Origin of the sequence: Brevundimonas goettingensis, from assembly GCF_017487405.1 — a bacterium.
Lineage (GTDB): Bacteria > Pseudomonadota > Alphaproteobacteria > Caulobacterales > Caulobacteraceae > Brevundimonas > Brevundimonas goettingensis.
In genome coordinates this window covers 3,155,899-3,178,439 of the sequence record NZ_CP062222.1, presented here as the reverse complement: position 1 = coordinate 3,178,439, position 22,541 = coordinate 3,155,899, and the positions used below count along the sequence as shown (strand labels likewise).

21 protein-coding genes and 3 pseudogenes are annotated in these 22,541 nt (G+C 68.1%); 13 read left to right on the top strand and 11 right to left on the bottom strand.

Features of this window, described 5'->3' with window-relative positions:
- The first annotated feature begins 217 nt into the window (after positions 1-217).
- Positions 218-2,065: a pilus assembly protein TadG-related protein gene (locus IFJ75_RS15585; RefSeq protein WP_263972995.1), complete on the top strand. Its 1,848-nt coding sequence runs from the start codon at positions 218-220 to the stop codon at positions 2,063-2,065.
- A gap of 144 nt (positions 2,066-2,209) precedes the next feature.
- On the opposite strand, the gene IFJ75_RS15580 is transcribed toward IFJ75_RS15585, so the two are convergent.
- The gene (locus IFJ75_RS15580; RefSeq protein WP_225897118.1) at positions 2,210-3,121 is read right to left on the bottom strand and encodes an isopenicillin N synthase family dioxygenase; all 912 of its coding nucleotides are present in this window, start codon (positions 3,119-3,121) and stop codon (positions 2,210-2,212) included.
- Between the two features lie 240 nt (positions 3,122-3,361).
- Here IFJ75_RS15580 and IFJ75_RS15575 point away from each other — a divergent pair, with 240 nt between their 5' ends.
- The 4 genes from IFJ75_RS15575 to IFJ75_RS15560 all read left to right on the top strand — a co-directional run bounded on the left by IFJ75_RS15575 (position 3,362) and on the right by IFJ75_RS15560 (position 6,157).
- On the top strand, positions 3,362-4,036 hold the full coding sequence (locus IFJ75_RS15575) for an OmpA family protein (RefSeq protein WP_207869209.1): 675 nt from the start codon (positions 3,362-3,364) through the stop codon (positions 4,034-4,036).
- Between the two features lie 154 nt (positions 4,037-4,190).
- Positions 4,191-4,352 carry a hypothetical protein gene (locus tag IFJ75_RS15570; RefSeq protein WP_207869207.1) on the top strand — a complete coding sequence of 54 codons (162 nt, stop codon included), beginning with the start codon at positions 4,191-4,193 and terminating at the stop codon, positions 4,350-4,352.
- Positions 4,353-4,400: 48 nt separating this feature from the next.
- Positions 4,401-5,030 (top strand): NeuD/PglB/VioB family sugar acetyltransferase, encoded by a 630-nt coding sequence (locus IFJ75_RS15565; protein ID WP_207869205.1) that lies wholly within the window; start codon positions 4,401-4,403, stop codon positions 5,028-5,030.
- A complete protein-coding gene (locus IFJ75_RS15560; protein WP_207869203.1) occupies positions 5,027-6,157 on the top strand; it encodes a DegT/DnrJ/EryC1/StrS family aminotransferase in 1,131 nt (376 codons plus the stop codon). Before IFJ75_RS15565 ends, IFJ75_RS15560 begins: the two co-directional genes overlap by 4 nt.
- 102 nt (positions 6,158-6,259) lie before the next feature.
- On the opposite strand, the gene IFJ75_RS20270 is transcribed toward IFJ75_RS15560, so the two are convergent.
- Positions 6,260-6,526 carry an OmpA family protein gene (locus IFJ75_RS20270; RefSeq protein ID WP_449727648.1) on the bottom strand — a complete coding sequence of 89 codons (267 nt, stop codon included), beginning with the start codon at positions 6,524-6,526 and terminating at the stop codon, positions 6,260-6,262.
- Positions 6,527-6,546: 20 nt separating this feature from the next.
- Positions 6,547-7,416: an outer membrane protein gene (locus IFJ75_RS15555; RefSeq protein WP_449727646.1), complete on the bottom strand. Its 870-nt coding sequence runs from the start codon at positions 7,414-7,416 to the stop codon at positions 6,547-6,549.
- 228 nt (positions 7,417-7,644) lie between these two features.
- On the opposite strand from IFJ75_RS15555, the gene IFJ75_RS15550 reads away from it, so the two are divergent.
- Together IFJ75_RS15550 and IFJ75_RS15545 are read left to right on the top strand one after the other, a co-directional pair.
- A complete protein-coding gene (locus tag IFJ75_RS15550; protein WP_207869201.1) occupies positions 7,645-8,550 on the top strand; it encodes an SDR family NAD(P)-dependent oxidoreductase in 906 nt (301 codons plus the stop codon).
- 242 nt (positions 8,551-8,792) lie between these two features.
- Positions 8,793-9,995 (top strand): acetyl-CoA C-acyltransferase, encoded by a 1,203-nt coding sequence (locus IFJ75_RS15545; protein ID WP_207869199.1) that lies wholly within the window; start codon positions 8,793-8,795, stop codon positions 9,993-9,995.
- A gap of 90 nt (positions 9,996-10,085) precedes the next feature.
- Here IFJ75_RS15545 and IFJ75_RS15540 read toward each other — a convergent pair whose 3' ends face one another.
- A complete protein-coding gene (locus IFJ75_RS15540) occupies positions 10,086-10,823 on the bottom strand; it encodes a helix-turn-helix transcriptional regulator (protein ID WP_207869197.1) in 738 nt (245 codons plus the stop codon).
- Between the two features lie 239 nt (positions 10,824-11,062).
- On the opposite strand from IFJ75_RS15540, the gene IFJ75_RS15535 reads away from it, so the two are divergent.
- Positions 11,063-11,680, top strand: a complete 618-nt coding sequence (locus tag IFJ75_RS15535; RefSeq protein ID WP_207869195.1) for a glutathione S-transferase family protein — start codon at positions 11,063-11,065, stop codon at positions 11,678-11,680.
- On the opposite strand, the pseudogene IFJ75_RS15530 reads toward IFJ75_RS15535, so the two are convergent.
- From IFJ75_RS15530 to otsB, 3 genes and pseudogenes are all read right to left on the bottom strand, one after another.
- Positions 11,681-13,126, bottom strand: a pseudogene (locus IFJ75_RS15530) (alpha,alpha-trehalose-phosphate synthase (UDP-forming)).
- A gap of 124 nt (positions 13,127-13,250) precedes the next feature.
- Positions 13,251-15,053 carry a glycoside hydrolase family 15 protein gene (locus IFJ75_RS15525; protein ID WP_207869193.1) on the bottom strand — a complete coding sequence of 601 codons (1,803 nt, stop codon included), beginning with the start codon at positions 15,051-15,053 and terminating at the stop codon, positions 13,251-13,253.
- Positions 15,050-15,841 carry a trehalose-phosphatase gene (gene otsB, locus IFJ75_RS15520; RefSeq protein WP_207869191.1) on the bottom strand — a complete coding sequence of 264 codons (792 nt, stop codon included), beginning with the start codon at positions 15,839-15,841 and terminating at the stop codon, positions 15,050-15,052. Before otsB ends, IFJ75_RS15525 begins: the two co-directional genes overlap by 4 nt.
- Before the next feature lie 259 nt (positions 15,842-16,100).
- Between otsB and IFJ75_RS20050 the strand changes: the two are divergent.
- The 3 genes and pseudogenes from IFJ75_RS20050 to IFJ75_RS15510 form a co-directional block, all read left to right on the top strand.
- Positions 16,101-16,594: pseudogene (locus IFJ75_RS20050) on the top strand (SIS domain-containing protein); the annotation flags it as partial.
- Between the two features lie 27 nt (positions 16,595-16,621).
- Positions 16,622-17,110 (top strand): CBS domain-containing protein, encoded by a 489-nt coding sequence (locus tag IFJ75_RS20045; protein WP_404822103.1) that lies wholly within the window; start codon positions 16,622-16,624, stop codon positions 17,108-17,110.
- Between the two features lie 50 nt (positions 17,111-17,160).
- The gene (locus IFJ75_RS15510; protein WP_207869189.1) at positions 17,161-18,432 is read left to right on the top strand and encodes a glycosyltransferase family 4 protein; all 1,272 of its coding nucleotides are present in this window, start codon (positions 17,161-17,163) and stop codon (positions 18,430-18,432) included.
- On the opposite strand, the gene IFJ75_RS15505 is transcribed toward IFJ75_RS15510, so the two are convergent.
- Positions 18,429-19,430: an LLM class flavin-dependent oxidoreductase gene (locus IFJ75_RS15505; RefSeq protein WP_207869187.1), complete on the bottom strand. Its 1,002-nt coding sequence runs from the start codon at positions 19,428-19,430 to the stop codon at positions 18,429-18,431. The genes IFJ75_RS15510 and IFJ75_RS15505 overlap by 4 nt on opposite strands.
- 136 nt (positions 19,431-19,566) lie before the next feature.
- On the opposite strand from IFJ75_RS15505, the gene IFJ75_RS15500 reads away from it, so the two are divergent.
- Entirely contained in the window at positions 19,567-19,935 is a 369-nt protein-coding gene (locus IFJ75_RS15500; RefSeq protein ID WP_207869185.1) for a hypothetical protein, read from the top strand.
- 125 nt (positions 19,936-20,060) lie between these two features.
- Positions 20,061-20,528: a hypothetical protein gene (locus IFJ75_RS15495; RefSeq protein ID WP_207869183.1), complete on the top strand. Its 468-nt coding sequence runs from the start codon at positions 20,061-20,063 to the stop codon at positions 20,526-20,528.
- Positions 20,529-20,552: 24 nt separating this feature from the next.
- On the opposite strand, the gene IFJ75_RS15490 is transcribed toward IFJ75_RS15495, so the two are convergent.
- From IFJ75_RS15490 to IFJ75_RS19810, 3 genes and pseudogenes are all read right to left on the bottom strand, one after another.
- A complete protein-coding gene (locus IFJ75_RS15490; protein WP_207869180.1) occupies positions 20,553-21,716 on the bottom strand; it encodes an aminotransferase class V-fold PLP-dependent enzyme in 1,164 nt (387 codons plus the stop codon).
- Entirely contained in the window at positions 21,713-21,874 is a 162-nt protein-coding gene (locus tag IFJ75_RS19815; protein WP_225896859.1) for a hypothetical protein, read from the bottom strand. Before IFJ75_RS19815 ends, IFJ75_RS15490 begins: the two co-directional genes overlap by 4 nt.
- 158 nt (positions 21,875-22,032) lie before the next feature.
- A pseudogene (locus tag IFJ75_RS19810) lies at positions 22,033-22,538 on the bottom strand (class I SAM-dependent methyltransferase).
- Positions 22,539-22,541 lie beyond the last annotated feature (3 nt).

The window sequence follows — 22,541 nt, the reverse complement described above, 5'->3', positions numbered from 1 at the left end:
AGTCACGCCGCCGGAACGCGATTCCGGCGGCGTTAACCCTGCGCGGTACGGCTTCCCTTAACTGCCTCCACGGTATGGCTTCGCGATTGCGGGCCAGTGCGCCCGTTTGGGGACGTGCGAAAAGGCCATGGGCGTCGGAAACTGGATCAGGCGGCAGGGACAGGCTGCGCGGACATTCGTCCAGCGGTTCGGCCAATCCACGCGCGGAAACGTGGCGATGATCTTCGCCATCAGCCTGCCGGTCCTGGTGATGATCACCATGGGCGGGGTCGACATCAATCGCGCAGCGACCGTGCGGGTGAACCTGCAGGACGCCCTGGACGCCGCCACCCTGGCCGCCGCCCGGTCCAGCGCGACGTCGACCGCCGACCTGACGACCATCGGCACAAAGGCGTTGAAGGCCAATCTACAGAACTATCCCGACATCAACCTGGCCAACGCGACCTTCACCCTGAGCGCGGACCAGATCGTCATCGCCAATGCCACGGTCAATGTGAAGACCCTGGTCGCCAACATCGTCCTGCCGCCCTACGGCAAGCTGCTGGACGACACCCTGCCGGTCGGGGCCCATTCCGAAGTCAACCGGTCGTCCAAGAATATCGAGGTCGGGCTGGTGCTCGACATCACCGGCTCCATGGCCGGCCAGCGCATCGCCGATCTGAAGACCGCCGCGGCCCAACTGGTCGACATCGTCGTCCAGGCCCAGCAGACGCCCTATTACACCCGAATGGCCATCGTGCCCTATTCGATCGGGGTGAACATGGGGTCCTACGCCGCCGGGGCGCGCGGCACGCCGGCGACCAATGTGAGCATCAGCGGCGCGGCCTGGAGCACGGGCACGGCCAAGACGATCACGGGCTTCAGCAACGCCAGCCCCGGGGTGATCACCTCAAGCGCGCACGGCTTCAGCACCGGCGACTTTGTCTGGGTCACCGGTCTGGCCAGCGGCTCGGGCAGCGGCACCCGGTTCACGACCCTGAACGACCAGGCTTATGTGGTCACCAAGATCAACAACAACACCTTCTCGCTGAAGACCTCGAGCGGCTCGGCGGTCAACACCTCCTCGAGCTGGCGCAGCTGGGCGTCGGGCGGCACGGTGACCAAATGCCTGGTCTCGGACTGCTCGATCGTGGTCACCGCGAACGGCCATGGCTTGCAGGCCACGACCACCGACACCGGCGACACCCGCCCGACCACCGTCTATCTGACCGACGTGAGCGGCCTAACGAACGGCGGCAACTCCCTGGTCAACAATCAGGGGTTCGAGATCGACAACGTCACGACCAACACCTTCTCGATTGGGGTCAATGGCGCGAACTATTCGGCCTATTCCTCGGGCGGCAAGGCCTGGTGCGGCATGGACGGCTGCCAGTATCGCGTGTTCCGCAACGACAACGGCGGGACCCTGACCACCTTCCAGACCAGCACCTGCGTGTCGGAACGGACGGGGTCGCAGAAATACACCGACGCCAGCCCGGCGTCCTACAAGGTCGGCCGCAACTACGCCTCGACCAACAACCCCTGCCCCTCGGCGACCATCCAGCCGCTGACCGACAACAAGACCACGCTGAAGAACCTGATCAGCGGCCTGACCGTGACCGGATCGACCGCGGGTCAGATCGGCCTGGCTTGGGGCTGGTACACGGTGTCGCCGAACTTCAACTCCCTGTGGTCGTCCAACCCGGCCGGGGCCAACGTGCCGCGCGACACCTTGAAGGCCGTCATCCTGATGACCGACGGCGACTTCAACTCCCCCTATTGCACCGGAGTGCTGGCGGGCGACTCGGGCTCGGGTTCGGGCAGCACGGCCGACCACATCAACTGCAACGCCACCAACGGCGATCCCTTCACCCAGGCGGCCGCGCTCTGCACCGCCATCAAGGCCCAGAACATCGTGGTCTATACCGTCGGGTTCGCCGTGACCGCGGGCAGCGACGCGGCGGAGATCCTGAAGGACTGCGCCACCAGCCCCGACTACGCCTTCCTGCCGGCCTCGGGCGCCGACCTCACCGACGACTTCGCCGCCATCGGCCGCGACATCACCAGATTGAGAATCTCGAAGTAGCGAGGCGCGCTCCTCGGTCGCTTCGCGACGCACTAACGCTCGGCTCGCGGAGCCTCGCTGCCTGAGCGCGATGATCGGTGGTTAAACGAAAACGGCGCGTCCCGGGGGGCGCGCCGTTCTTCTGTCCGAAAGGTTTTCCGAGGCTCAGATCAACCGGATTTCCTTCAGCCGTTCCATCAGGAAGTCCTCGGCCATGATGGACTTGCCGGCGTAGCGGTCGGGGTTCTCGGGCGTGATGGTCGAGGGCAGGGTCTCGATCACATAGTCCGGGTTGAAGTGCAGGAAGAAGGGCGTCGAATAGCGGGCAAAGCCGCGACGCTCGGGCGCCGGATTGACCACCCGGTGGGTCGTCGAGGGCAGGACATGGTTGGTCAGCCGCTGCAGCATGTCGCCGATGTTGACCACCAGGGCGCCGGGCGGCGGGGCGATGGCCAGCCACTGGCCCTCGGCGTCCTTGAGCTGCAGGCCGGCTTCTTCGGCGCCGAGCAGCAGGGTGATGACATTGATGTCCTCATGGGCGCCGGCGCGCACGCCCGGGGCGTCCAGCGGCACGGGCGGATAGTGGAGCATGCGCAGGACGCTGTTGCCGAGCTGGACCTTGTCCTCGAAGAAGTCGTCGCCGAGGTCCAGATAGTGGGCGATGGCCTTGAGCAGTTTGCGACCCAGGGCGTCCAGCGCCTCGAACATGCCGTACAGGTGGTCGCGGAAGCCCTCGATCTCGGTCGGCCAGAGGTTGGCGCGCATATATTTGCCGTAGGCGTGGCCGGCGGGCAGTTCGCGGCCGGTGTGCCAGAACTCCTTGAGGTCGACGGTCTTGGCGTCCTTGGCCGCCTCGGTGCCGAACGGGGTCAGGCCACGCGCGCCGCCGGTGCCGGCCATATGGTAGGCGCGTTTGACGTCCTCGGGCAGGGCGAAGAAGGCCTTGGCGTCGGCGATGGCGGCCTGGATGACGTCCTCGTCCAGGCCGTGGTCGGCGATGACGGCAAAGCCGTAGCGCTTGAAGGAGTTCCCCAGATCATCGCTTAAGCCCTGGAAGTCGGTGTCGTAGCGCGACATCGACACCGGCTGGATGGCGCCGAGCGTCGAGGTGGCGGCGGTGTCGGAAGTCAGAGGTGTGGAGCTCACGGGCGGGCCTTCAGATCGAAATACGGACGGTTCCATACGCCCTAACGCCCGAAATTGGCAGAGCGGCGCCGAAAGCCCGCTTCGTTCATGTCCGTGTCACCTTGGAACCTTCACAGTAAGGCCACGTTCCGGCTCCCAAGAGTTGGGCAAGAACAAGAAGGATTTTCCCCTATGCGCACCAATTTCATCGTCGCCGGCGTCGGCGTTCTGGCCATGCTGGGCGCCACCGCCTGCACCACCACCGATCCGTACAGCTCGACGCCGCAGCGGAACAACACCGGCACTGGGATCCTCGCCGGGGCTCTGGGCGGGGCGGTGCTCGGCTATCTGACCAACACCTCGAACGGCGAACAGGGCCGCAAGAACGCCCTGATCGGCGCGGGCATCGGCGCCCTGGGCGGCGCGGCCGTCGGCAGCTACATGGACCGCCAGCAGCGCGATCTGGAAGGCCAGCTGTCCGGTTCGGGCGTCGGGGTGGCGCGTCAGGGCGACAACCTGGTCCTGCGCATGCCGTCCGACGTGACCTTCGCCACAAACCAGTCGGCCATCAATCCGCGCTTCGACGCCACCCTGGCCGATGTCGCGGCGGTGCTGCAGCGCTATGACCAGTCGCTGGTCGACATCGTGGGCCACACCGATTCCTCGGGCGGCGACGCCATCAACCAGCCGCTCAGCGAGCGCCGCGCCATCTCGGTCGCCGACGCCCTGATCCGCAACGGCGTGCAGCGCGAACGTCTCTATGTCGCCGGCAACAGCTCGCGCACCCCGGTGGCCTCCAACGACACGCCGGAGGGCCGCGCCCAGAACCGCCGCGTCGAGATCCTGATCCGCCCGTTCCGCGGCTGATCCGGGCTTCGGCGACCTGATCGAAAGGGCGGCGCCCAGGCGTCGCCCTTTTTGATTCCTCACACCGTTCCGTGACTTGAACGATTCAGGCGACCATGGTCATTAACCGTGTCGATCGACTCGGGGGAGCGCGATGCCGTCTGATCTGGAAGAAATGGCGCACGGACTGCGGCTGGCCGCTGTCGCCGTCGTTTCCGCCGTGATCACCGCCGTCGCCGTGATCGGCGTCGGCCAGGTCTGGGTGGCCCGCACGGCCCAGAGCTCCTCCGCCACCGCGCCGGTCGAACAGGCGGTTCTGGTCCGCACCGCCGGCTGAGCCGTCGCGACCCTTGCGGGAATCAAGGCCGCGGGTCCAGATGACCCGGTGAGCGTCAAACCCATCTCCTCCATCACCGGATGCGCCCTGATCGGCGCGGGCGGCCATGCGCGCGTCGTCGCCGCGACCCTGGTCCGGCTGGGCCTGTCGCTCGAAGCCGTGTTCGACGCCGATCCGGCGCGGATCGGAACCCTGCTGGGCGGGGCGCCGGTCGTCGCCGACGCCGGGCGCACGGATATTCCCCTGCACATCGCCATCGGTGCGAACGGAACGCGACGCCGGATCGCGGCGGCGCGGGCCGGGGCCGTCTGGCTGAGCCTGATCCATCCGGACGCCCGGCTGGCCCCCGGGGTCGAGATCGGCGAGGGCGCCCTGATCGGCTTGGGGGCCCTGGTCCAGACCGGCGCCCGCATCGGTCGCCACGTCATCATCAACACCGGCGCCGTGGTCGAGCATGACAACCGCATCGGCGACTTCTCCCACGTCGCGCCCGGCGCCGTTCTGGCCGGAGACGTCGTCGTCGGCGAGGCGGCCCTGATCGGGGCGGGGTCCGTCATTCTGCCGGGCCTTCACATCGGGGCAGGCGCCGTGGTCGGGGCCGGCGCGGTGGTCACCCGGTCGGTCGGCGAGGGTGAGACGGTCATGGGCGCCCCGGCTCGGGTGACGGCGAGATCATGAGCGAACGCATCCCCCTTTCCGCGCCCGACATGGGCGAGGCCGAGCGCCGGCTGTTGCTCGAGACCTATGACGCCGGCTGGGTGTCCTCGGTCGGGCCGGTGGTCGAGCGGTTCGAGCGCGAATTCGCGGCCTCGGTCGGACTGGCCCACGCCACGGCGGTCGCCTCGGGCACGGCGGCCCTGCATCTGGCTCTCGCCATGCTGGATCTGCGGCCCGGCGATGCGGTGATCGCGCCCAGCCTGACCTTCATCGGCGGCGTCGCCCCCATCCTGCACGCGGGGGCGACGCCCATCTTCGTCGATGTCGAGGCCGACAGCTGGAACCTCGATCCCCGCCTGCTCGATGACGCCTTCATCCGGGCCGAGGCGCAGGGACTGACGGTGCGCGCCGTGGTCCCCGCCGACCTCTATGGCCAGTGCTGCGACATCGACGCCATCCGCGCCGTCGCCGATGCCCGGGGCGTTCCGGTCATTCTTGATTCCGCCGAGGCCGTGGGCGCGACCCTGAACGGAAGGCCGGCGGGGCAGGGGGCGCTGGCCGCCGCCTATTCGTTCAACGGCAACAAGATCATCACCACCGGCGGCGGCGGGATGCTGGCCTCGGACGACGCGGCCCTGATCGCCCGGGCGCGCTATCTGGCCACGGCGGCGCGCCAGCCGGCCGTTCACTACGAACACACCGAGGCCGGCTTCAACTATCGCCTCTCCAGCCTGTCGGCGGCGGTGGGGGTGGCCCAGCTGCAGTCGCTGGAGGCGCGGGTGGCGCGGCGCCGGGCCATCTTCGACCGCTATGTCGCGGCGCTCGGCGACCTGCCCGGCCTGTCGTTCGCGCCCGAGGCGCCCGGACGGCGGCACAGTCGCTGGCTGACAGTGATCCAGCTGGATCCGGGTGCGGCGACGACGCGGCCGCTGGAGCTGATGAAGGCGTTGGAGGCGGCGAACATCGAGAGTCGCCCGGCCTGGAAGCCCATGCATCTGCAGCCGGTCTTCGCCGATGCGCCGATGATCGGCGGGGCGGTCGCCGGGCGGATCTACGACCGGGGCCTGTGCCTGCCCTCGGGCAGCGGCCTGACCGATGCGGATATCGACCGGGTCTGCGCCGCGATCCGCCAGACGCTCGAAGCCTGATCTCCCACGCAGAAACGCCGGCCTCGCTTGCGCGGGGCCGGCGTTTCGAAGTCTTCGACATCCGAAGACCGTCGGGGCCTGCCGGAGCAGACCCCTCGGGACTTAGAAGTTGATGTCGATGGTGGCGCGGCGGTTCAGCGGCTCACGGACACCGTCGGCGGTGGCGCGGGCCAGCTGGGTTTCGCCCTTGCCGTCCAGCGAGATCACGCCGCCGGCGACGCCTTGAGCGACCAGGGCGTCAGCCGTGGTGCGGGCGCGGCGGTTCGACAGGCCGATGTTGTACGCGGCCGAACCCGAGGTGTCGGCGTGGCCGACGACCAGGATGCGGGTCGGTTGACCCGACTTGGCGTAGTTGGCGGCGGCCGTGATAACCGAACGCGCTTCCGTGGTCAGGTCCGAGCGATCCCAGTCGAAGTAAACGACGAACTGGCGAGCGGCGGGCTTCTGAGCGACCGGCGGCGGCGGCGGCGGGGAGCCACGACCGGCGGGGGCGGCGGTGCGACGTACGGCGGAGGCGGCGGAGGCGGCGGGGCCGGCTCGGCACCGAAGGCATACCGCAGACCCAGGGTCACGGTGTGGCTGTTGTCGTAGTCGCCTTCGAAGGTGCCCTGGTTGTAGGCCGCGACCGAGGTGGTCGAGGCGAACTCGGCGTCGCCGGTCAGGTAGCGGTAGGTCAGGTCGATGTTGGCGCGGGGCGAAATCGCCCAGGCCAGACCGGCGATGGCTTGCGCGGCGAACTTGGTGGAGCTGTCATCGGCGGCGAAGCCGACGGCGCGGTTGTTGCGCAGGCGGCCGACGACGTCGGTGTTGACATGGTTCACACCGGCGCCGATGCCGACGAACGGACGCAGGCCCCAGCCCGACCAGCCGAAGTCATAAATGACGTTGGCCATCAGGGTGGTGGATTCGATGTCGCCGTCCGGCGAGTAGCAGCCGCCGGTCGCGGGCGTCAGGTTGCAGACGCCGTTGTTGCCCGAGACGGCGCGAACGGTGCCGACGTCGCCCGAGCGATAGCCGCCTTCCAGTTCGACGCGCCAGTTCGGGTTGAACCGGTAGCCCAGACGCGCGAACGCGGCCCAGCCGTCGTTCACTTCAAAGTTGAAGTTGTTGCCGGTGGTCTGGGATTCGGCGTTGATGCCGTCTTCCATGGTGTGGAAGCCGGCGTCGATCGCGCCGTACCAACCGTCGGGCTCAGCCGAAGCGGCGCCGGCTGCGAACAGCCCTGCCATCGCTACGCCGGCGAGAAGTTTCAGCTTCATGGTTATAGGACCCTCGTTCTCAATGAAATGCCGATAGCCGTACGGTTCCGTGCGGCGCTCGATGGTCAAAACCAAGCCAACCTCTGATGGTTCCGCACATTGGTTCGGGAATGTGGCCACTGTGGCGCCGTTTCAACACATAGTCCGGCGCCCGGCTTCGCCACGGGGACTCTTGGCTTACGCGACGGCGCCGGCGTAGATGAGCGGAAAATTCACGGGAGAATGACTATGGCGATCCGGTTCGACGGCAAGGTAGCGATCGTGACGGGGGCCGGTGGCGGTCTGGGCCGCGAGCACGCCCTGGCCCTTGCGGCGCGCGGCGCAAAGGTTGTGGTCAACGATCTGGGCGCGGCGCGGGACGGTTCGGGCGGCTCTTCGGCGGCGGCCGAAGCCGTGGTCGCGGAAATCATCGCCGCGGGCGGCGAGGCCATGGCCAACGGCGCCTCGGTCACCGATCCGGTCGCGGTTCAGGCCATGGTCGATGCAGCCATCGCCAAATGGGGCGCGGTCGACATCCTGATCAACAACGCCGGCATCCTGCGCGACAAGAGCTTCGCCAAGATGACGCTGGAAGACTTCCGCTTCGTCGTCGACGTCCACCTGATGGGGGCGGTCAACTGCACCAAGGCGGTCTGGGACGGGATGCGTGAGCGGAACTACGGCCGGATCGTGATGACGACCTCGTCCTCGGGTCTGTACGGCAATTTCGGCCAGGCCAACTACGGCGCGGCCAAGATGGCCCTGGTCGGCCTGATGCAGACCCTTTCGATCGAGGGCGCCAAGAACAACATCAAGGTGAACTGCCTGGCCCCCACCGCCCACACCCGCATGACTGAGGACCTGGGCGCCGCCCTGCCGCTCGAGGCCCTCGGGCCGGAGCTGGTCTCGCCGGGCCTGCTGTACCTGGTGTCCGAAGAGGCCCCGACCCGGGTCATCCTCGGCGCCGGCGCCGGCGGTTTCGAGCGCGCCTATGTGACGATCACCCAGGGCGACTTCGCCGTCGGCCCTGACGCCCTGGAACAGGTCGCCGCCCGCTTCGACGCCATCTCGGACCGCACGGGCGAGATCGTGCCGGAAATGGGCGGCGCCCAGGGCATGATCGAATTGACCAAGGCCCAGAAGCATCATTCTTGATGGGGCGCGCCTCGCGGCGCGGCGCCTACGCTCGGCTCGCGGAGCCTCCCCTGCTTGAGGCGCAGGATTTCCGCGGGTGCTTGCGTTGACGTGACGGCAGGAGGCTAGAGTATTCACCGATTGCTGAACCGGCCGACAGAAGCCGGGGGCGAACCCAGAGGAAACCCGCGCTCAAGTAGCAAGCGCCCCGTTCCGCAGGAGTGGGTCGCGAGCGATAGCGCCCAAAGGAAAGAGCATCTCCGATGCGTGAAGCCGTCATCGTCTCGACCGCCCGGACCCCCATCGGGCGCGCCTATCGCGGCGCATTCAACGATACCCAGGGCCAGCAGCTGGGCGCCCATGCGGTGAAGCACGCCGTGGCCCGCGCCGGCATCGATCCGGCCGAGGTCGAGGACGTGGTCATGGGCGCGGCCCTGCAGCAGGGCTCGACCGGCACCAATGTGGCGCGCCAGATCGCCCTGGCCGCCGGCCTGCCGTCCAGCGTTCCCGGCATGACCATCGACCGCCAGTGCGCCTCGGGCCTGATGGGCATCGCCACCGCCGCCAAACAGGTCATCGTCGATCAGCAGAAGGTCGCCGTCGGCGGCGGTCTGGAGTCGATTTCGCTGGTCCAGAACCAGCACATGAACCTGTACAGGATGAAGGACGAGGCGCTGCTCAAGCTCTCGCCCCACATCTATATGTCCATGCTGGAGACCGCCGAGGTGGTGGCCCGCCGCTATGGCGTCAGCCGCGACCGTCAGGACGAATACGCCCTGCAGTCCCAGCAGCGCACCGCCGCCGCCCAGGAAGCCGGCCGGTTCGACGCCGAGATCGTGCCGATGACCTCGACCATGCTGGTCATGGACAAGGCGACGGGCCAGACCTCCTCGAAGGAGGTGACCCTGTCGAAGGACGAGGGCAATCGCGCCGACACGACGCTGGAAGGGCTGCAGTCACTGAAGCCCGTCTTCGGCGGCGGCGAGGAGATCCAGCAGGGCGAGTTCATCACCGCCGGCAATGCGTCGCAGCTGTCGGACGGCGCTTCGGCCTCGGTGATCATGGAGGCTGGCGAGGCCGTGCGTCACGGCCTGCAGCCGCTGGGCGCTTATCGCGGCATGGTCGTCGCCGGCTGCGAGCCCGACGAGATGGGCATCGGCCCGATCTACGCCGTGCCCAAGCTGCTCAAGCGCCACGGCCTGACCATGGACGACATCGGCATCTGGGAGCTGAACGAGGCCTTCGCCGTGCAGGTGCTCTACTGCGCCGACACCCTCGGCATTCCGATGGATCGCCTGAACGTCTCGGGCGGCGCCATCTCCATCGGCCACCCCTACGGCATGTCGGGCGCCCGGATGACCGGCCACGTCCTGATCGAGGGCAAGCGTCGCGGCGCCAAATACGGCGTGGTCACCATGTGCATCGGCGGCGGCCAGGGAGCGGCCGGCCTGTTCGAGATTTACTGATCCGACCTGGCTCACCATCGGTTGATGGAGTGAGGCGTGTTAGTGAGCGAAGCTGATGCCGCGTTTGCTTCGCTGCTCACCCCTTGCTCATTAGCACTCGTCACCGGACGAGCTGTCAGCCCGAGCCGCCTGATATCGCCGGTGCTCCTCGTCCATCCTGGCCTGCCAGCGGGTGCGCAGGCGCGCCGGGCGCTCGGGGTAGCGGTCGTCGAGGAAGGTCGCCTCGACCACCCGGTCGGTGCGGAAGGTGCGGAAGTCCTGCCGCGTCTCGCACCAGGCGATGAGCAGCCGCACCGTCTCGCGATAGCCGATCAGGAAGGGCCAGACGGTGCGCAAGGACGCCCGGTCCTGTTCGTCGCGATAGTCGAGCGTCAGCTTGCGGCCCGAGCGGATCCAGGTGCGGACCTGGCCCATGTCCAGCCGGTCCTCCTTGGCCCCGGCCCAGGTCGGGCCCGAGGTGACCGAGGGTTCCAGCACCACCGGCCGCAGCCGCTCCGGCACACTGGCGGCGATCTTGGCGACGAGATCGCGGGCGGCGCGGGCCAGGGCCGGATCGCCGCGTGAGGCCACCCACTGGGCCCCCAGCACCGCCGCCTCGATCTCGTCCGAGGTCAGCATCAGCGGCGGCATGTCGAAGCCGGAATCCAGCACATAGCCGATGCCGGCCTCGCCCCGGATCGGCACCCGCTGGCCCATCAGGGCGGCGATGTCGCGATAGACGCTGCGCTTGGACGTTTCGAGCTCCAGCGCGATCATGTCGGCCGTCACCGGCTGGGACGAACGTCTCAGCATCTGCACGATCTGGAACAGGCGGTCGGCGCGTCTCATCTTTGGGCCCTAACGCTCGCGACGCGGTCGCTCGCTGCTTGAGGGCCCGGTGTGGACCCTGACGTTCGGCTCGCCGAGCCTCGCTGCTTGAGGGCGGTGCATAAGGCTCCGCTGCTGACAGCATGCTGGCAGCAGGGTGGCAGTAGTCAAGTTCCACCGCGCTGACGCAGCGGTGATCGCGCTCAAGCAGCGAGCGACCGCGTCGCGAGCGATAGCGCACAAAGAGAGAGGGTCTTTCTATGCTGACGCTGTTCCACGCTCCGATGTCCCGGTCCTCGCGCCTCGTCTGGCTGATGGAGGAACTGGGGGCAGACTGCGACATCCGCTACTGCGACATCCGTCGGATGGACGGGTCGGGCGGTCGCGATCCGGCCAATCCGCACCCGGACGGCAAGGTTCCGGCCCTGATCCACGACGGCGCTCTGATCACCGAATGCGCGGCTGTGGCCCTGTATCTGACCGACCTGTTGCCGGAAGCCGGGATGGGCGCGCCGGTCGGCCATCGCGACCGGGGCGAGTATCTGACCTGGCTGGCCTGGGGCGCAGGCGAACTGGAACCGGTACTGGGGCCGAGACTGGGCGGTCATGTTCCGACCGATCCCTATTCGGTGCGGCGCTATGAGGATGTGGTCGACCGCCTGCTCGACCGGCTGTGGAGCGCGCCCTATCTGATGGGCGACCGGTTCTCGGCCGCCGACGTCATGATCGGCTCGACCCTGATCTGGGCTCGCGGTCACCTGCCGGAAAGCCCGACCCTGGACGCCTGGATCGCCCGGATCGAGAACCGTCCGGCGCGTCTGCGGGCCATGGCGCGGGACGGCGACATCGCCGCCACGACCTCGAACCGGGCGGCCTGATCAGGCGGCGTTGGCGGCGTGGCCTTCGTGGTGGAAGGGATCCTGATGAAACGGGGCGTCGCCGTCGCCACTGATCGGGATGGAAGTCAGGCAGCTGACGAAATCGTCGCGCCAGGTCGAGACGTCGGTGTCACGCACCACCTTCATCAGTGCGGTCCATTTTCGGATCCGCTCCTCGATCGGCATGGTCAGGGCCTTGTGGATGGCCTCCGACAGCTCCTCGCGGCTGAACGGATTGACCAGCAGGGCCCCCCCATCTGTTCCGCCGCCCCGGCGAAGCGCGACAGGATGAGGACGCCGGGATCCTCGGGGTTCTGGGCTGCGACATATTCCTTGGCCACCAGATTCATGCCGTCGCGCAGGGGCGTCACCAGACCGACCCGGGCGGCGCGATAGATGCCGGCCAGTTGGTCGCGGCGATAGCCCCGGTTCAGATAGCGGATCGGCTGCCAGTCCATGTCGGCGTATTCGCCGTTGATCCGTCCGGCCAGCGCATCGAGGCGGGCGCGGATGTCCTGATAGGTGTCGACGTCGTCGCGTGAGATCGGCGTGACCTGCACCAGGAAGACGTCGCCGCGGATCGCCGCGTTGTCGTGCAGAAACTGCTCGTAACCGAGCATCCGCTCTTCCAGCCCCTTGGAGTAGTCGAGCCGGTCGACGCCCACGATCATCGAGCGGAAGGCCGCCGAGGCCGCCATCCGGTCGTAGGTGCGGTTGCCCTGGGGCGAGTTGCGCGCGGCGATGAACCCGTCGACGTCGATGCCGATGGGGAAGACGCCCGCATGGACCGTGCGGCCGAAAGCCTCCAGCCCGCCGTCGCCGACCAGTTCGCCGCGCGCCTCGGACACCACATAGTCGCGGAACAGATCCAGCCATTCCTCGGTCTGGAAGCCGATCAGGTCATAGGCGAACAGGGATTCCACCAGCCGGCGGTGGTGAGGCAGGGTGACGAGCAGCTGACGCACCGGCCACGGCGTATGCAGGAAGAAGCCGATCCGGTTGGTGATCCCCAGACGGCGCAGGTCCCTGCGATCGGGATCAGATGGTAGTCGTGGATCCAGATGATGTCGTCGGGCTGGATCAGCGGCGCCAGCACCTCGGCGAAGCGCCGGTTCACCCGCTCATAGCCCTCGCCATAGGACCGCTCGTAGGCGGTCAGGTCCACGCGGTGATGGAACAGGGGCCAGAGGGTCTTGTTGGCGTAGCCGTTATAATATTCGTCGACGTCCTGGGCTTCCAGATCGACGAGCGCGACGGTGACGCCTGCCCGGTCCTCCATCTTGGCCTCGCCCGTGAACTGTTCGACAGTCTCCCGGACCAGCCGAACCACAGGCCGTCATATTTTCTGAGCGCGGCGGACAGGGCCATGGCGAGACCCCCGGCCGAGCCCGCGGCCGGGTCGGAGGGAGCCGACACCCGGTTGGACACAACGATTAGACGTGACATGCCGCTCAAACGCTGCCGTCACGCTTTGGATGCAACGCAACATCGTGAAACCGAACGGGCTGTTTTAGAGCCGCCGGGGGTTGACGTGATTTGCCTTGTTCACCCGCGAGTTAGGGTCTTGGCCCTAGCGAACGTCCGTCCACGACCGGCTGAGCAGGATGGCGCAGTTGATGATCCCGACCAGAGAATAGGTCTGCGGATAGTTGCCCCACAGCTCGTCGTCGCCCAGCGAGATGTCTTCGCTGAGCAGGCCGGCATGGGTGCGACGGGACAGCATCTGTTCGAAGATCTCGCGCGCTTCTTCATCGCGGCCGTTCTGGTGCAGGGCCTCAATGAACCAGAAGGTGCAGAAGTTGAACGCCGTCTCCGGCTCGCCGAAATCGTCCGGAATGACGTATCGGAAGAGGTAGGGTCCCTTCTTCAGGTCCCTCTCGATGGCGTTGAAGGTGGCCACCTGCCGCGGATCCGTCGGCTCGAGGAAGCCCAGATCGACCATTTGCAGCAGAGAGGCGTCCAGCTCGTCGCCGCCGAAGCTGGCGCCGAAGCGGCCCTCCTCGGGGATGAAGGTCTCGCGCTCGATCCGTTCCCGGATGATCGCCGCCCTCTGGGCCCAGGTATTGGCCCGGTCCGGCAGGTGTAAATGGTCGGCGGCCTTGGCCAGTCGGTCGCAGGCGGCCCAGCACATCACCGAGGAATAGGTGTGGACCCGGGCGATGGTGCGGAACTCCCACAGGCCCGCATCGACCTGGTCGTGCATGGCGAAGGCTCGTTCGCCGACCTTCTCCAGCGCATAGAAGTCGTCGAGTGTGCCGGGCCGCAGCAGACGGGTGTCGTAGAAGCTCTGCACCAGCGGCAGGACGATCTGTCCGTAAACGTCGTGCTGCAGATGTTCTCGCGCCTGATTGCCGACCCGGACCGGCTCCATGCCGCGATAGCCGGCGACGGAGGTGACGATCCGCTCGTCGATATCCTCCTCCAGTCCCACGCCATAGACCGGCTGGACATGACCACCCGCCGATTGGTCGACGAGGTTTCTCAGATAGACCAGGTAGTTCTCGAGGATGTCGACGGCGCCAAGGCGGTTGAGGGCGCGCACCGTGTAATAGGCGTCGCGGACCCAGCAGTACCGGTAGTCCCAGTTGCGGCCGCTCTCGGGGAACTCGGGCACGGAGGTGGTCATGGCCGCGACGATGGCCCCGGTCTCCTCGAAGGCGCAGAGCTTCAGGGTGATGGCCGAGCGCACGACCGCGTCCTGATAGTCGAGCGGGATGTAAAGGGTGCGGACCCAGTTCTTCCAATAGGCCACGGTCCGGTCCAGCGTCGCCGCTACCCCGGGACCGACCTCCTGATCATAGCCCTCGTCCGGCCCGAGGAAGAAGGAGAGCGGGTTCTCCAGCCGGAAGGTGCGTTCGTCGAGGATGTGCGAGACCGGGCAGTCGGTGGTCAGCCTCAGCGTCACGTCGGCGCACAGATAACGGATGTGGTTGGAGCCGTGGGTCGTTCCGGCCCGGCGCGCGCCCCAGTCGGCCGAGGGCCTCAGCCGCACGGTGATCCGGGGCGAGCCCTCCAGCGGGCGCACGGTCCGGCCGAAGGCGAGGGGGCGATAGGTGCGCGAATGTTTGGGGTGGCGCGGGGCGAAGTCGATGATCTCGACCGAGGCACCGTCCTCTGCGGTCAGGACGGTGCGCAGCACCGGGGTGTTGCGGATATAGGCCTGGGAAACGTGCCTCAGCCCCTCCAGCTCGATCGACCAGAAGCCGTGGTCCGGATCCTCGCCGTTCATCAGGGCCGAGAACACCGGGTCGCCGTCGATGCGCGGGGCGCAGGCCCAGACATAGCGGCCGCGGCGGTCGATCAGGGCGCTGATCGAACAGTTGCCGATGGGGGCGAGATCAACGGAGGGCTTGAGCGGCGGCAGGGCGGTCATGCCTCGACCTCCTGACCGAGGGTGGCGGCGACGGCGTCGAGCCAGTCCAGCACCTGGGGCACTCCGTCCAGCCGGTAGCGGGCCGCGGTCTCGCGCATCGGCCCGACCAGCACCCCGAAGCCGCCCAGGGCCTCGGCGGCGCGGAAGGCATGCTCGTCGGTCAGGTCGTCGCCGAACATGACGGGCACGCCGCCCTTGAACGGCGGCTCGGCCATCAGGGCGGTCAGGGCCGTGCCCTTGTCCGTACCGGGGGTCTTGAGTTCGAAGATCATGTGGCCGGGCTGCAGGACCAGGCCGGTCTCGGCTGCCAGATCGCGGGCCAGCCGTTCGGCGGCGGCGGCGGCGTCTGGCGCCTGACGGAAATGCAGGCCGGTCGCCACGCCCTTGTCCTCGACGATCGCGCCCGGATGGGCGTCTGCGAAGGTCTGGAAGGCGGCGACGGCGGCGCGGATGGCCGGCGCCGCCGGGCGGGTGCGGACATCGCCCTGTCGGGTGCGGATTTCGAGGCCGTGGACGCCGGAGGCGGCGGGAGAGGCGGCCTCGGTGATGCGGTCGATCTCGCTCAGCGTCCGACCGCTGATGATGGCCAGTCGCCCGTCGAGCAGGGGCCCTAGGCGGCGCAGGACCGCCGTGCGACGCGGATCGGGCATCACCAGATCGGGCGTGGGCGCGAACCCGGCCAGAACCCCGTCCATGTCCAGAAACAGCGCCAGTCCGCGCACCTGCGTCGGGGGTGTCGAAAGAGGCTGGGACAGGGCTTGAGGCGCGGTTCCGGTGTTGAACGTCATGGACTCTCGATCAGTCTGGCAGCCCCGTGGCCCATAACGCGCCACGACGGCAAAGGTTGGCGGCCCGTTGTCTGTTTTATCCGGAACCCGGCCCGCGACGGCGCGTGCCGCCGGTTTTGGCTACCGGTGTCAGCCCTTCGGGGCGGGCTACGCCTTTCCGTAGCATTGTGCCCGCGCCCATATTGGGGCAATTCGCCGTCAACATCGCGAGGCGCGAAGGGCTGTTTCGGCGGCGCCGCGTTCCGCGCAAGGATACAGTATGACCGTCGACCCCAAGCCTTCTTCACACGCGCCTTCGACCCCCGAACAGATCGCCGCCATGACGGACCGCGCGCGGGAGGTCATCCAGCTCAATATCGAGGCCCTGCAGGCGCTGGAGCGGACCATCGACGGCGCGGTCGCGCGCGCCTGCGACGTCATCCTGTCGCGCCCCGGCTATGTCGTCGTCACCGGCATGGGCAAGTCCGGACATATCGGCGGCAAGATCGCCGCCACCCTGGCCTCGACCGGCACCAACGCCTTCTTCGTCCACCCCGCCGAGATGAGCCACGGCGATCTGGGCATGTTGCGCGAGGACTGCACCCTTGTGGCCATCTCGGCCTCGGGGAGAGCCGCGAACTGCGCGACCCGCTGATCTTCTGCCAGCGCAACAACATCCCGGTCATCGGCATGACCCAGCGCAAGTCCAGCTTCCTGGCGCGGATGTCGGCGGTGCCGCTGGTCATGCCCAATGTCGCCGAGGCCTGTCCCAACGGCCTGGCCCCGACCACCTCGACCCTGATGACCCTGGCGCTGGGCGACGCCCTGGCCATGGTGCTGATGGACCGGCGTCAGTTCACCGCTACCGACTTCGGCCTGCACCATCCGGGCGGCTCTCTGGGAATGAGCCTCCAGAGCGTGCGCGAATGGATGGGCGACAACCACGCCCCGCCGGCCAATGTGTCGCTCGACGCCGACTTTTCCGAGGTCGTCTCGGCCATCACCGCCGGCCGCAAGGGCGCGGTCGCCGTGCTCAATGCGGATGGGAGCCTGGCCGGGATCATCACCGACGGCGACGTGCGCCGCGCCTTCTCCCAGGACATTTCCGCCATCAAGGCGGCCGATATCATGAGCCGCAATCCCAAGGTGGTGAGCCCCGACCAGAGGATGAGCGACGCCGTCGACCTTCTTTCGGCCAACAAGATCGCCACCCTGTTCGTGGTCGAGGACGAGCGCCCGGTCGCCATCGTCCATATCGCCGAACTGATGCAGGCCGGTTATGTTTCGTAAGAAGGACGGGTCTTTCGGGGGCTGCGCCTTTCGGGCGCGGTGATCACGTCATGACGGACGACATTCTGTTCGACGCCAGCCGGCTGGTCAGCCGGACCGAACGCAGCGCGCCGACGGGCGTGGACCGGGTCTGCCTGGCCTATGCCGAATGGCTGCTGGCACGGCCCGACATCCGCATGATCCCTGTCCGCAGCAAGCACGACCAGCTGGTGGCCGTTGATCCGGTCTGGTTTGGCGACAGCGTCAAACAGCTGAGGTCCCGCTGGAGCGGAAGCGCGTCCCTGCCCGCAGGCGAGGGCGAGAAACGTCTCCTGGCCGCCCTGCACGATGACGGATCGGTGGCCCAGTCAGTGCTCAGCCCGCCTCCCGCGCCAGATGAGGTCGATCGCAACGCCGGCCGCCGCGTGCGCGTCTGGAAACAGTTCTTCCGTTCGCGCCGGATTTCCGAACTCCCGGCCAGCCGCCACTATTTCAACGTCGGCCACACCAGTCTGAATACCCCCGACATCCTGGCCTCGCTGAAGGCGCACGGGGTGGACACGGTGGTGCTGCTGCACGACCTGATCCCGATAACCCACCCTGAGTTCTGCCGTCCGGGCGACGGCGACAAGCACAGGGTGCGGGTCCTGACCGCGCTCAAACACGCTTCGCGGATTCTGGTGAACTCCCACTATACGGCCCAGGAGCTGATGCGGTTCGCGGATCAGGAGGGGCTGCAGGCGCCGCCCATCGACGCCATCCACCTGGGGCTGGAAACGGGTCTGGTGGCCCGGCCGACGGCGCCGACCCTGCGCCCCTATTTCGTCCATGTCGGCACCATCGAGGCGCGCAAGAATCTCGCCTTCCTGCTGACCATCTGGCGGCGGCTGGAGGAGAAGATGGGCGACCGGGCGCCACGTCTGGTGCTGGTCGGCCGCTACGGCTGGGAGAATGAGGCCGTTCTGGACCATCTTGAGCGCTCGCCCAATCTGCGGGGTCTGGTGCATCAGGCCTCGAACCTGCCCGACACCACATTGGCGACCCTGATGTCGAACGCCCAGGCGGTGGTGGCGCCGTCCTCGGTCGAAGGGTTTGACCTGCCCGCGGTCGAGGCCTGTGCGCTCGGCGTGCCCCTGATCGCTTCGGACATTCCGGCGCACCGCGAGCTGGTGCCCCAGGCTGAGCTGATCGATCCGCTGGACGGTCTGGGCTGGCTGGCCGCCCTGGAGCGGGCCACGCTGAAGAAGCCCGATGCCCCGGCCTATCGCGCCCCGACCTGGGACGACCATTTCGAACAGGTCGTCCGGACGCTGGGTCTGAACCCCTTGGGGATCAGGACCTAGGCGGCCTTCGCCAGACCCATCCCGAGCTCGGCCAGGATTTCCAGCGACCGCACCCGATCGGCGTGCGACCAGATCTGGCTGGTGATCATCAGCTCGTCGGCGCCGGTGCGGGCGATGAAGGCTTCCAGCCCCTGCCGCACCGTTTCGGGCGAGCCGACGGCGGAGCAGGACAGAGCCTGGGCGATCATGCCGCGTGCCCCCGCGTCCAGCCCGGCCTCATAGTTCTCGACCGGCGGGGGCAGTTTTCCGGGACGGCCCGAGCGCAGATTGACGAAGGCCTGCTGCATCGAGCTGAACAGCAGCTGGGCCTCGGCGTCGGTCGGGGCGGCGAAGACGTTGAAGCCGGCCATGACATAGGGCTCGGACAGATATTCCGACGGGCGGAAGGTCTCGCGATAGATGCGGATGGCGTTCATCAGATCGCCGGGTGCGAAATGGCTGGCGAAGGCGTAGGGCAGGCCTAGATGGGCCGCCAGCTGGGCGCCGTAGGTCGAGGAGCCGAGGATCCAGACCGGCACGGCCTGACCCTCGCCGGGGTTGGCGCGGATGGCCTGGTTCGCCTCCGCCGGCTTGAACCAGTGCAGCAGCTCCATCACGTCCTGCGGGAAGGCGTCGACATCGCCCTGAAGCGTGCGGCGCAGCGCCCGGGCCGTCGCCTGATCCGAGCCCGGTGCGCGGCCCAGACCCAGGTCGATCCGGCCCGGATAGAGGGCGTTCAGGGTGCCGAACTGCTCGGCGATCACCAGCGGCGCATGGTTGGGCAGCATGACCCCGCCGGCCCCGACGCGGATGGTCTTCGTCGCCGCCGCCACGGCCCCGATGACCACCGAGGTCGCCGCCGAGGCGATGCCCGCCATATTGTGATGCTCGGCCAGCCAGTAGCGGTGATAGCCCAGCCGCTCGGCCGCCTTCGCCAGGTCGATGCTGTTCGCCAGCGCCTGGGACACGTCGGAGCCCTGCGGCACGGGAGCGAGGTCGAGGATGGAGAGCTTGGTCATGGCGGGGATATGGGGAGGCGGCCGGACCCCGCAACAGCGACTGTTGCATGAGTTCGCCCGCCCGGTGTTCGGATGCGACGCAAATCGGTGTTAAGCGTTACCCTGAGCCCAATGCTTAAGCTGGAGCCCCCGCCGTATGCGTCGCTTTCTGATCTGGTCCGGCCTGGCGGTTGTGATTGGCCTCGTCCTGGCCATCGGCGGCTATCTGGCCTACGACCATTTCTACGCCCGCTTCCAGCCGGTCACGATCACGCGGAACCAGGGTGAGATCCAGCGGCTGCTGGACGAGAGCTCCTGGGTCTCGCCGGGCGGCGGCGGCGACCAGCCCCTCTACATCATCGGCTATCGCGACAGCGGTCCGACCCGGGCCTATGAGCAGCAGGAGGCCGAGAAGCTGAGAGCCGGGGGCGTCGACGTCCGCGTCATCCTCTTCGCCCGCCCGGATAAGGAGGGGCGCCGCAGTCGACCCCGGCCGAGCGCGCCACCCTGGCCGAGCTGTGGCTGACGCGCGACTGGAGCCTCTATCAGCGCTGGACGGCGACCCCGTCGAAGGACTGGACGGCGGCGGGCATTCCTCTGGCCGACGGCAATCTGGCCCGCAGCGCCGTGGTTGAGGCCGGGCGGCAGTTCATGTCCCGGCTCGACGCCCTGATGCGCGACGCGGGGGTCAAGCCGACCTTCCCCCTGGTGATCTGGCGCGACCGCGAGGGCTTCCTCAAGGCCTGCGCCTGCGCCGACAGCCGCTCCTGGGCCTTCATCCGTGACGATCTGGACGCGCCGGAAGCGGTGGAGGCCGTCCCGGCTCCGGCGCCCGAGGTCCCCATGACGCCGGCGCCGACGGTTCAGCCCCAAGTCGAGGGCCTGCCCTATCCGAACCTGCCGCCGATCCCGCCGGTCAATGGACAGCCCGCCCCGACGGCGACCCCGACGCCTGCCGCCCCGGCCCAGACGGCTCCGGCGGCGCCGGCCCGACCCGCGCCGTCGAACACGACGACCAGCCGTCCGGCGCCCCAGACCAGCCCGCGTCCCGCGCCGCGCCAGAACAGTCCGCGTCAGACCAACCGGCCGACGCCGCAGGAAGACACCCAGTTCTATTGAGCGGGCCGGGGTAGGCGGGGGCGGTCAGAACAGCCGTTTGCAGACCGCGATCAGCCTCTCGACGTCGTCTGCGTCCTGATAGAGCCCGAAGCCGAAGCGGATGATGTCGTCGCGCACATCGGTGACGACATTGGCTGCCAGCAGGGCCGCGCGCCAGGCCTGGGCGTCCGGATGCTTCAGAGCGAGGAACCGCGCCCGGGGGCCGTCGCCTGTGACGGGATTGAGCACTTCCGCATCGCCCGGAGCGCCGCATTCGCCTGACGCCAGAGCTTCGGCGAACCGGGTCTGCAGCGTCAGGGCATGGGCCGAGACCTCGGCCGTGGTCAGGCCGGCCCCCTGCAGCATCCGCCGCACTCCGTTGAAGCGATACAGCGGCGTGCCGTCGAAGGTCGCGCCCCAGAACCGGCCTGCGTCGGCGCGGTACTGGACGTCCTCGGGCCGACCCATCAGATCGCCGAACTCGGCGAACCAGCCGGTGATCACCGGCCGGGGGCAATAGCCGTCGGGGGCATGGAGGAAGCCCGCGCCCTCGCCGCTCATGGCGTATTTATAGCCGCCGGCGACATAGAAGATCCGGTCCGCCACGGACGAGAGATCGGTCGGGGTCGCCATGAAGCCGTGATAGCCGTCGACGACCACCCAGGGCCCCGCCGGATCGGCCAGGGCCGCCAGATCGGCGATGCGGTTGAAGGCGAGGCCGGTCTTGAAGAAGACCTGGCTGACCAGGATCAGGTCGTGTCCGCCGGCCCGCGCGGCCTCCACGAAGCGATCGTCGTCGAAGGTCTCATAGGGCAGGAGAGGGCGGGTCACCACGGCCTCTCCGGCCTCTTCCCAGCGCTCGGCCTGGCGGCGGAACGAGTGGAACTCGCCGTCGCTGGTCAGGATGCGGACGGGCTTCTTGTCGAAGCCCGACAGGATACGAACCAGAAAGTCGTGGGTATTGGGCGCGAAGACCACCGTATCGGGCGACGGCAGGTTCAGCTCTTTGGCGATATGCGTCTGCGCCTCGGGCACGACCTCGCCGAAGATCAGGTCCCATTTGCGGTCCGCGAACCGGTTGGCCTCCTCCCAGGCGCGCACCTGCCCCTCGAAGGAGGCGTCGGGCCAGAGGTGGTGGCTGTGGGCCGCGAAATGCAGCCGCTCGGGGTCGAGGGAGAGGGCGCGGGAGAAGAGGGGTTTGAAGCTCATGCGGTTGCGCTCACCAGCCAGCAGGCGGCCGTCATCGGCACGACGCCGTCGCGGGCTTCCTGTTCCACGCTTCGGACCATCGCGTCATGGACCTGCATTTGATGATTTTCGTCGAGGCGGGGCACGGCGGCGCCCACGGAACCCAGCTTCAGGCACATCTCGACCAGTTCGGCGACCGAAAGCGGCGTCGGGACGTCCAGAGAGGTAATCTCGACATCGCGCCAGCCTGCGCCCTGCAGAACGTCCCGGACCAGATCCGGATCGGCGAAGGCGAAACGGCCCGGGCCGCTGGTCGGCGGGGTCTGGAGGTCCGGGATCAGGGGGGGGCGACGGCGTCGGGCAGGCCCGCCAGCGGATTGTCCGCAGGGCCCCGCCAGCAGGCGAAACTCAGGCGGCCCTCCGGGCGAAGCGCCCGGTGCAGGTTGGCGAAGGCGACTTCTGGATCGGGGAAGAACATCACCCCGAAGCGCGAGATCAGGGCGTCGAATTCGGGTCGAAGGCGGCGGTCTGGGCGTCGGCCAGCCGGAAATCTGCACTGGCCAGGCTTTCAGCCTCCGCCCGCTGGCGTGCGAGCGCCAGCAGCGGCTCGGACACGTCGACGCCGAGGCATAGACCGTCCGGCAGCCGGCGGGCCATCTGGAGCGTGGTCGCGCCGGGGCCGCAGCCGATGTCCAGCGCCCGGGCGTCGGGCGCCGAGGGAACCTGCGTCAGGATGGCGTCGCTGATCGGCTGATACAGCCGGTCGAGCAGGGGCTGCAGGGTCACCCAGGCGTTCGAACCGGTGGACTTCCAGTAGTCCGTATCGAACGGCAGCCCCGACATGAC

Bases quoted from the DNA above. Each gene is read 5' to 3' on its own strand.
- IFJ75_RS15585 (WP_263972995.1), top strand. From the start codon at position 218: ATGATCTTCGCCATCAGCCTGCCGGTCCTGGTGATGATCACCATGGGC.
- IFJ75_RS15580 (WP_225897118.1), bottom strand. From the start codon at position 3,121: ATGTCGCGCTACGACACCGACTTCCAGGGCTTAAGCGATGATCTGGGG.
- IFJ75_RS15575 (WP_207869209.1), top strand. From the start codon at position 3,362: ATGCGCACCAATTTCATCGTCGCCGGCGTCGGCGTTCTGGCCATGCTG.
- IFJ75_RS15570 (WP_207869207.1), top strand. From the start codon at position 4,191: ATGGCGCACGGACTGCGGCTGGCCGCTGTCGCCGTCGTTTCCGCCGTG.
- IFJ75_RS15560 (WP_207869203.1), top strand. From the start codon at position 5,027: ATGAGCGAACGCATCCCCCTTTCCGCGCCCGACATGGGCGAGGCCGAG.
- IFJ75_RS15555 (WP_449727646.1), bottom strand. From the start codon at position 7,416: ATGAAGCTGAAACTTCTCGCCGGCGTAGCGATGGCAGGGCTGTTCGCA.
- IFJ75_RS15550 (WP_207869201.1), top strand. From the start codon at position 7,645: ATGGCGATCCGGTTCGACGGCAAGGTAGCGATCGTGACGGGGGCCGGT.
- IFJ75_RS15545 (WP_207869199.1), top strand. From the start codon at position 8,793: ATGCGTGAAGCCGTCATCGTCTCGACCGCCCGGACCCCCATCGGGCGC.
- IFJ75_RS15540 (WP_207869197.1), bottom strand. From the start codon at position 10,823: ATGAGACGCGCCGACCGCCTGTTCCAGATCGTGCAGATGCTGAGACGT.
- IFJ75_RS15535 (WP_207869195.1), top strand. From the start codon at position 11,063: ATGCTGACGCTGTTCCACGCTCCGATGTCCCGGTCCTCGCGCCTCGTC.
- IFJ75_RS15525 (WP_207869193.1), bottom strand. From the start codon at position 15,053: ATGACCGCCCTGCCGCCGCTCAAGCCCTCCGTTGATCTCGCCCCCATC.
- otsB (WP_207869191.1), bottom strand. From the start codon at position 15,841: ATGACGTTCAACACCGGAACCGCGCCTCAAGCCCTGTCCCAGCCTCTT.
- IFJ75_RS20045 (WP_404822103.1), top strand. From the start codon at position 16,622: ATGACCCTGGCGCTGGGCGACGCCCTGGCCATGGTGCTGATGGACCGG.
- IFJ75_RS15510 (WP_207869189.1), top strand. From the start codon at position 17,161: ATGACGGACGACATTCTGTTCGACGCCAGCCGGCTGGTCAGCCGGACC.
- IFJ75_RS15505 (WP_207869187.1), bottom strand. From the start codon at position 19,430: ATGACCAAGCTCTCCATCCTCGACCTCGCTCCCGTGCCGCAGGGCTCC.
- IFJ75_RS15500 (WP_207869185.1), top strand. From the start codon at position 19,567: ATGCGTCGCTTTCTGATCTGGTCCGGCCTGGCGGTTGTGATTGGCCTC.
- IFJ75_RS15495 (WP_207869183.1), top strand. From the start codon at position 20,061: ATGTCCCGGCTCGACGCCCTGATGCGCGACGCGGGGGTCAAGCCGACC.
- IFJ75_RS15490 (WP_207869180.1), bottom strand. From the start codon at position 21,716: ATGAGCTTCAAACCCCTCTTCTCCCGCGCCCTCTCCCTCGACCCCGAG.
- IFJ75_RS19815 (WP_225896859.1), bottom strand. From the start codon at position 21,874: ATGTGCCTGAAGCTGGGTTCCGTGGGCGCCGCCGTGCCCCGCCTCGAC.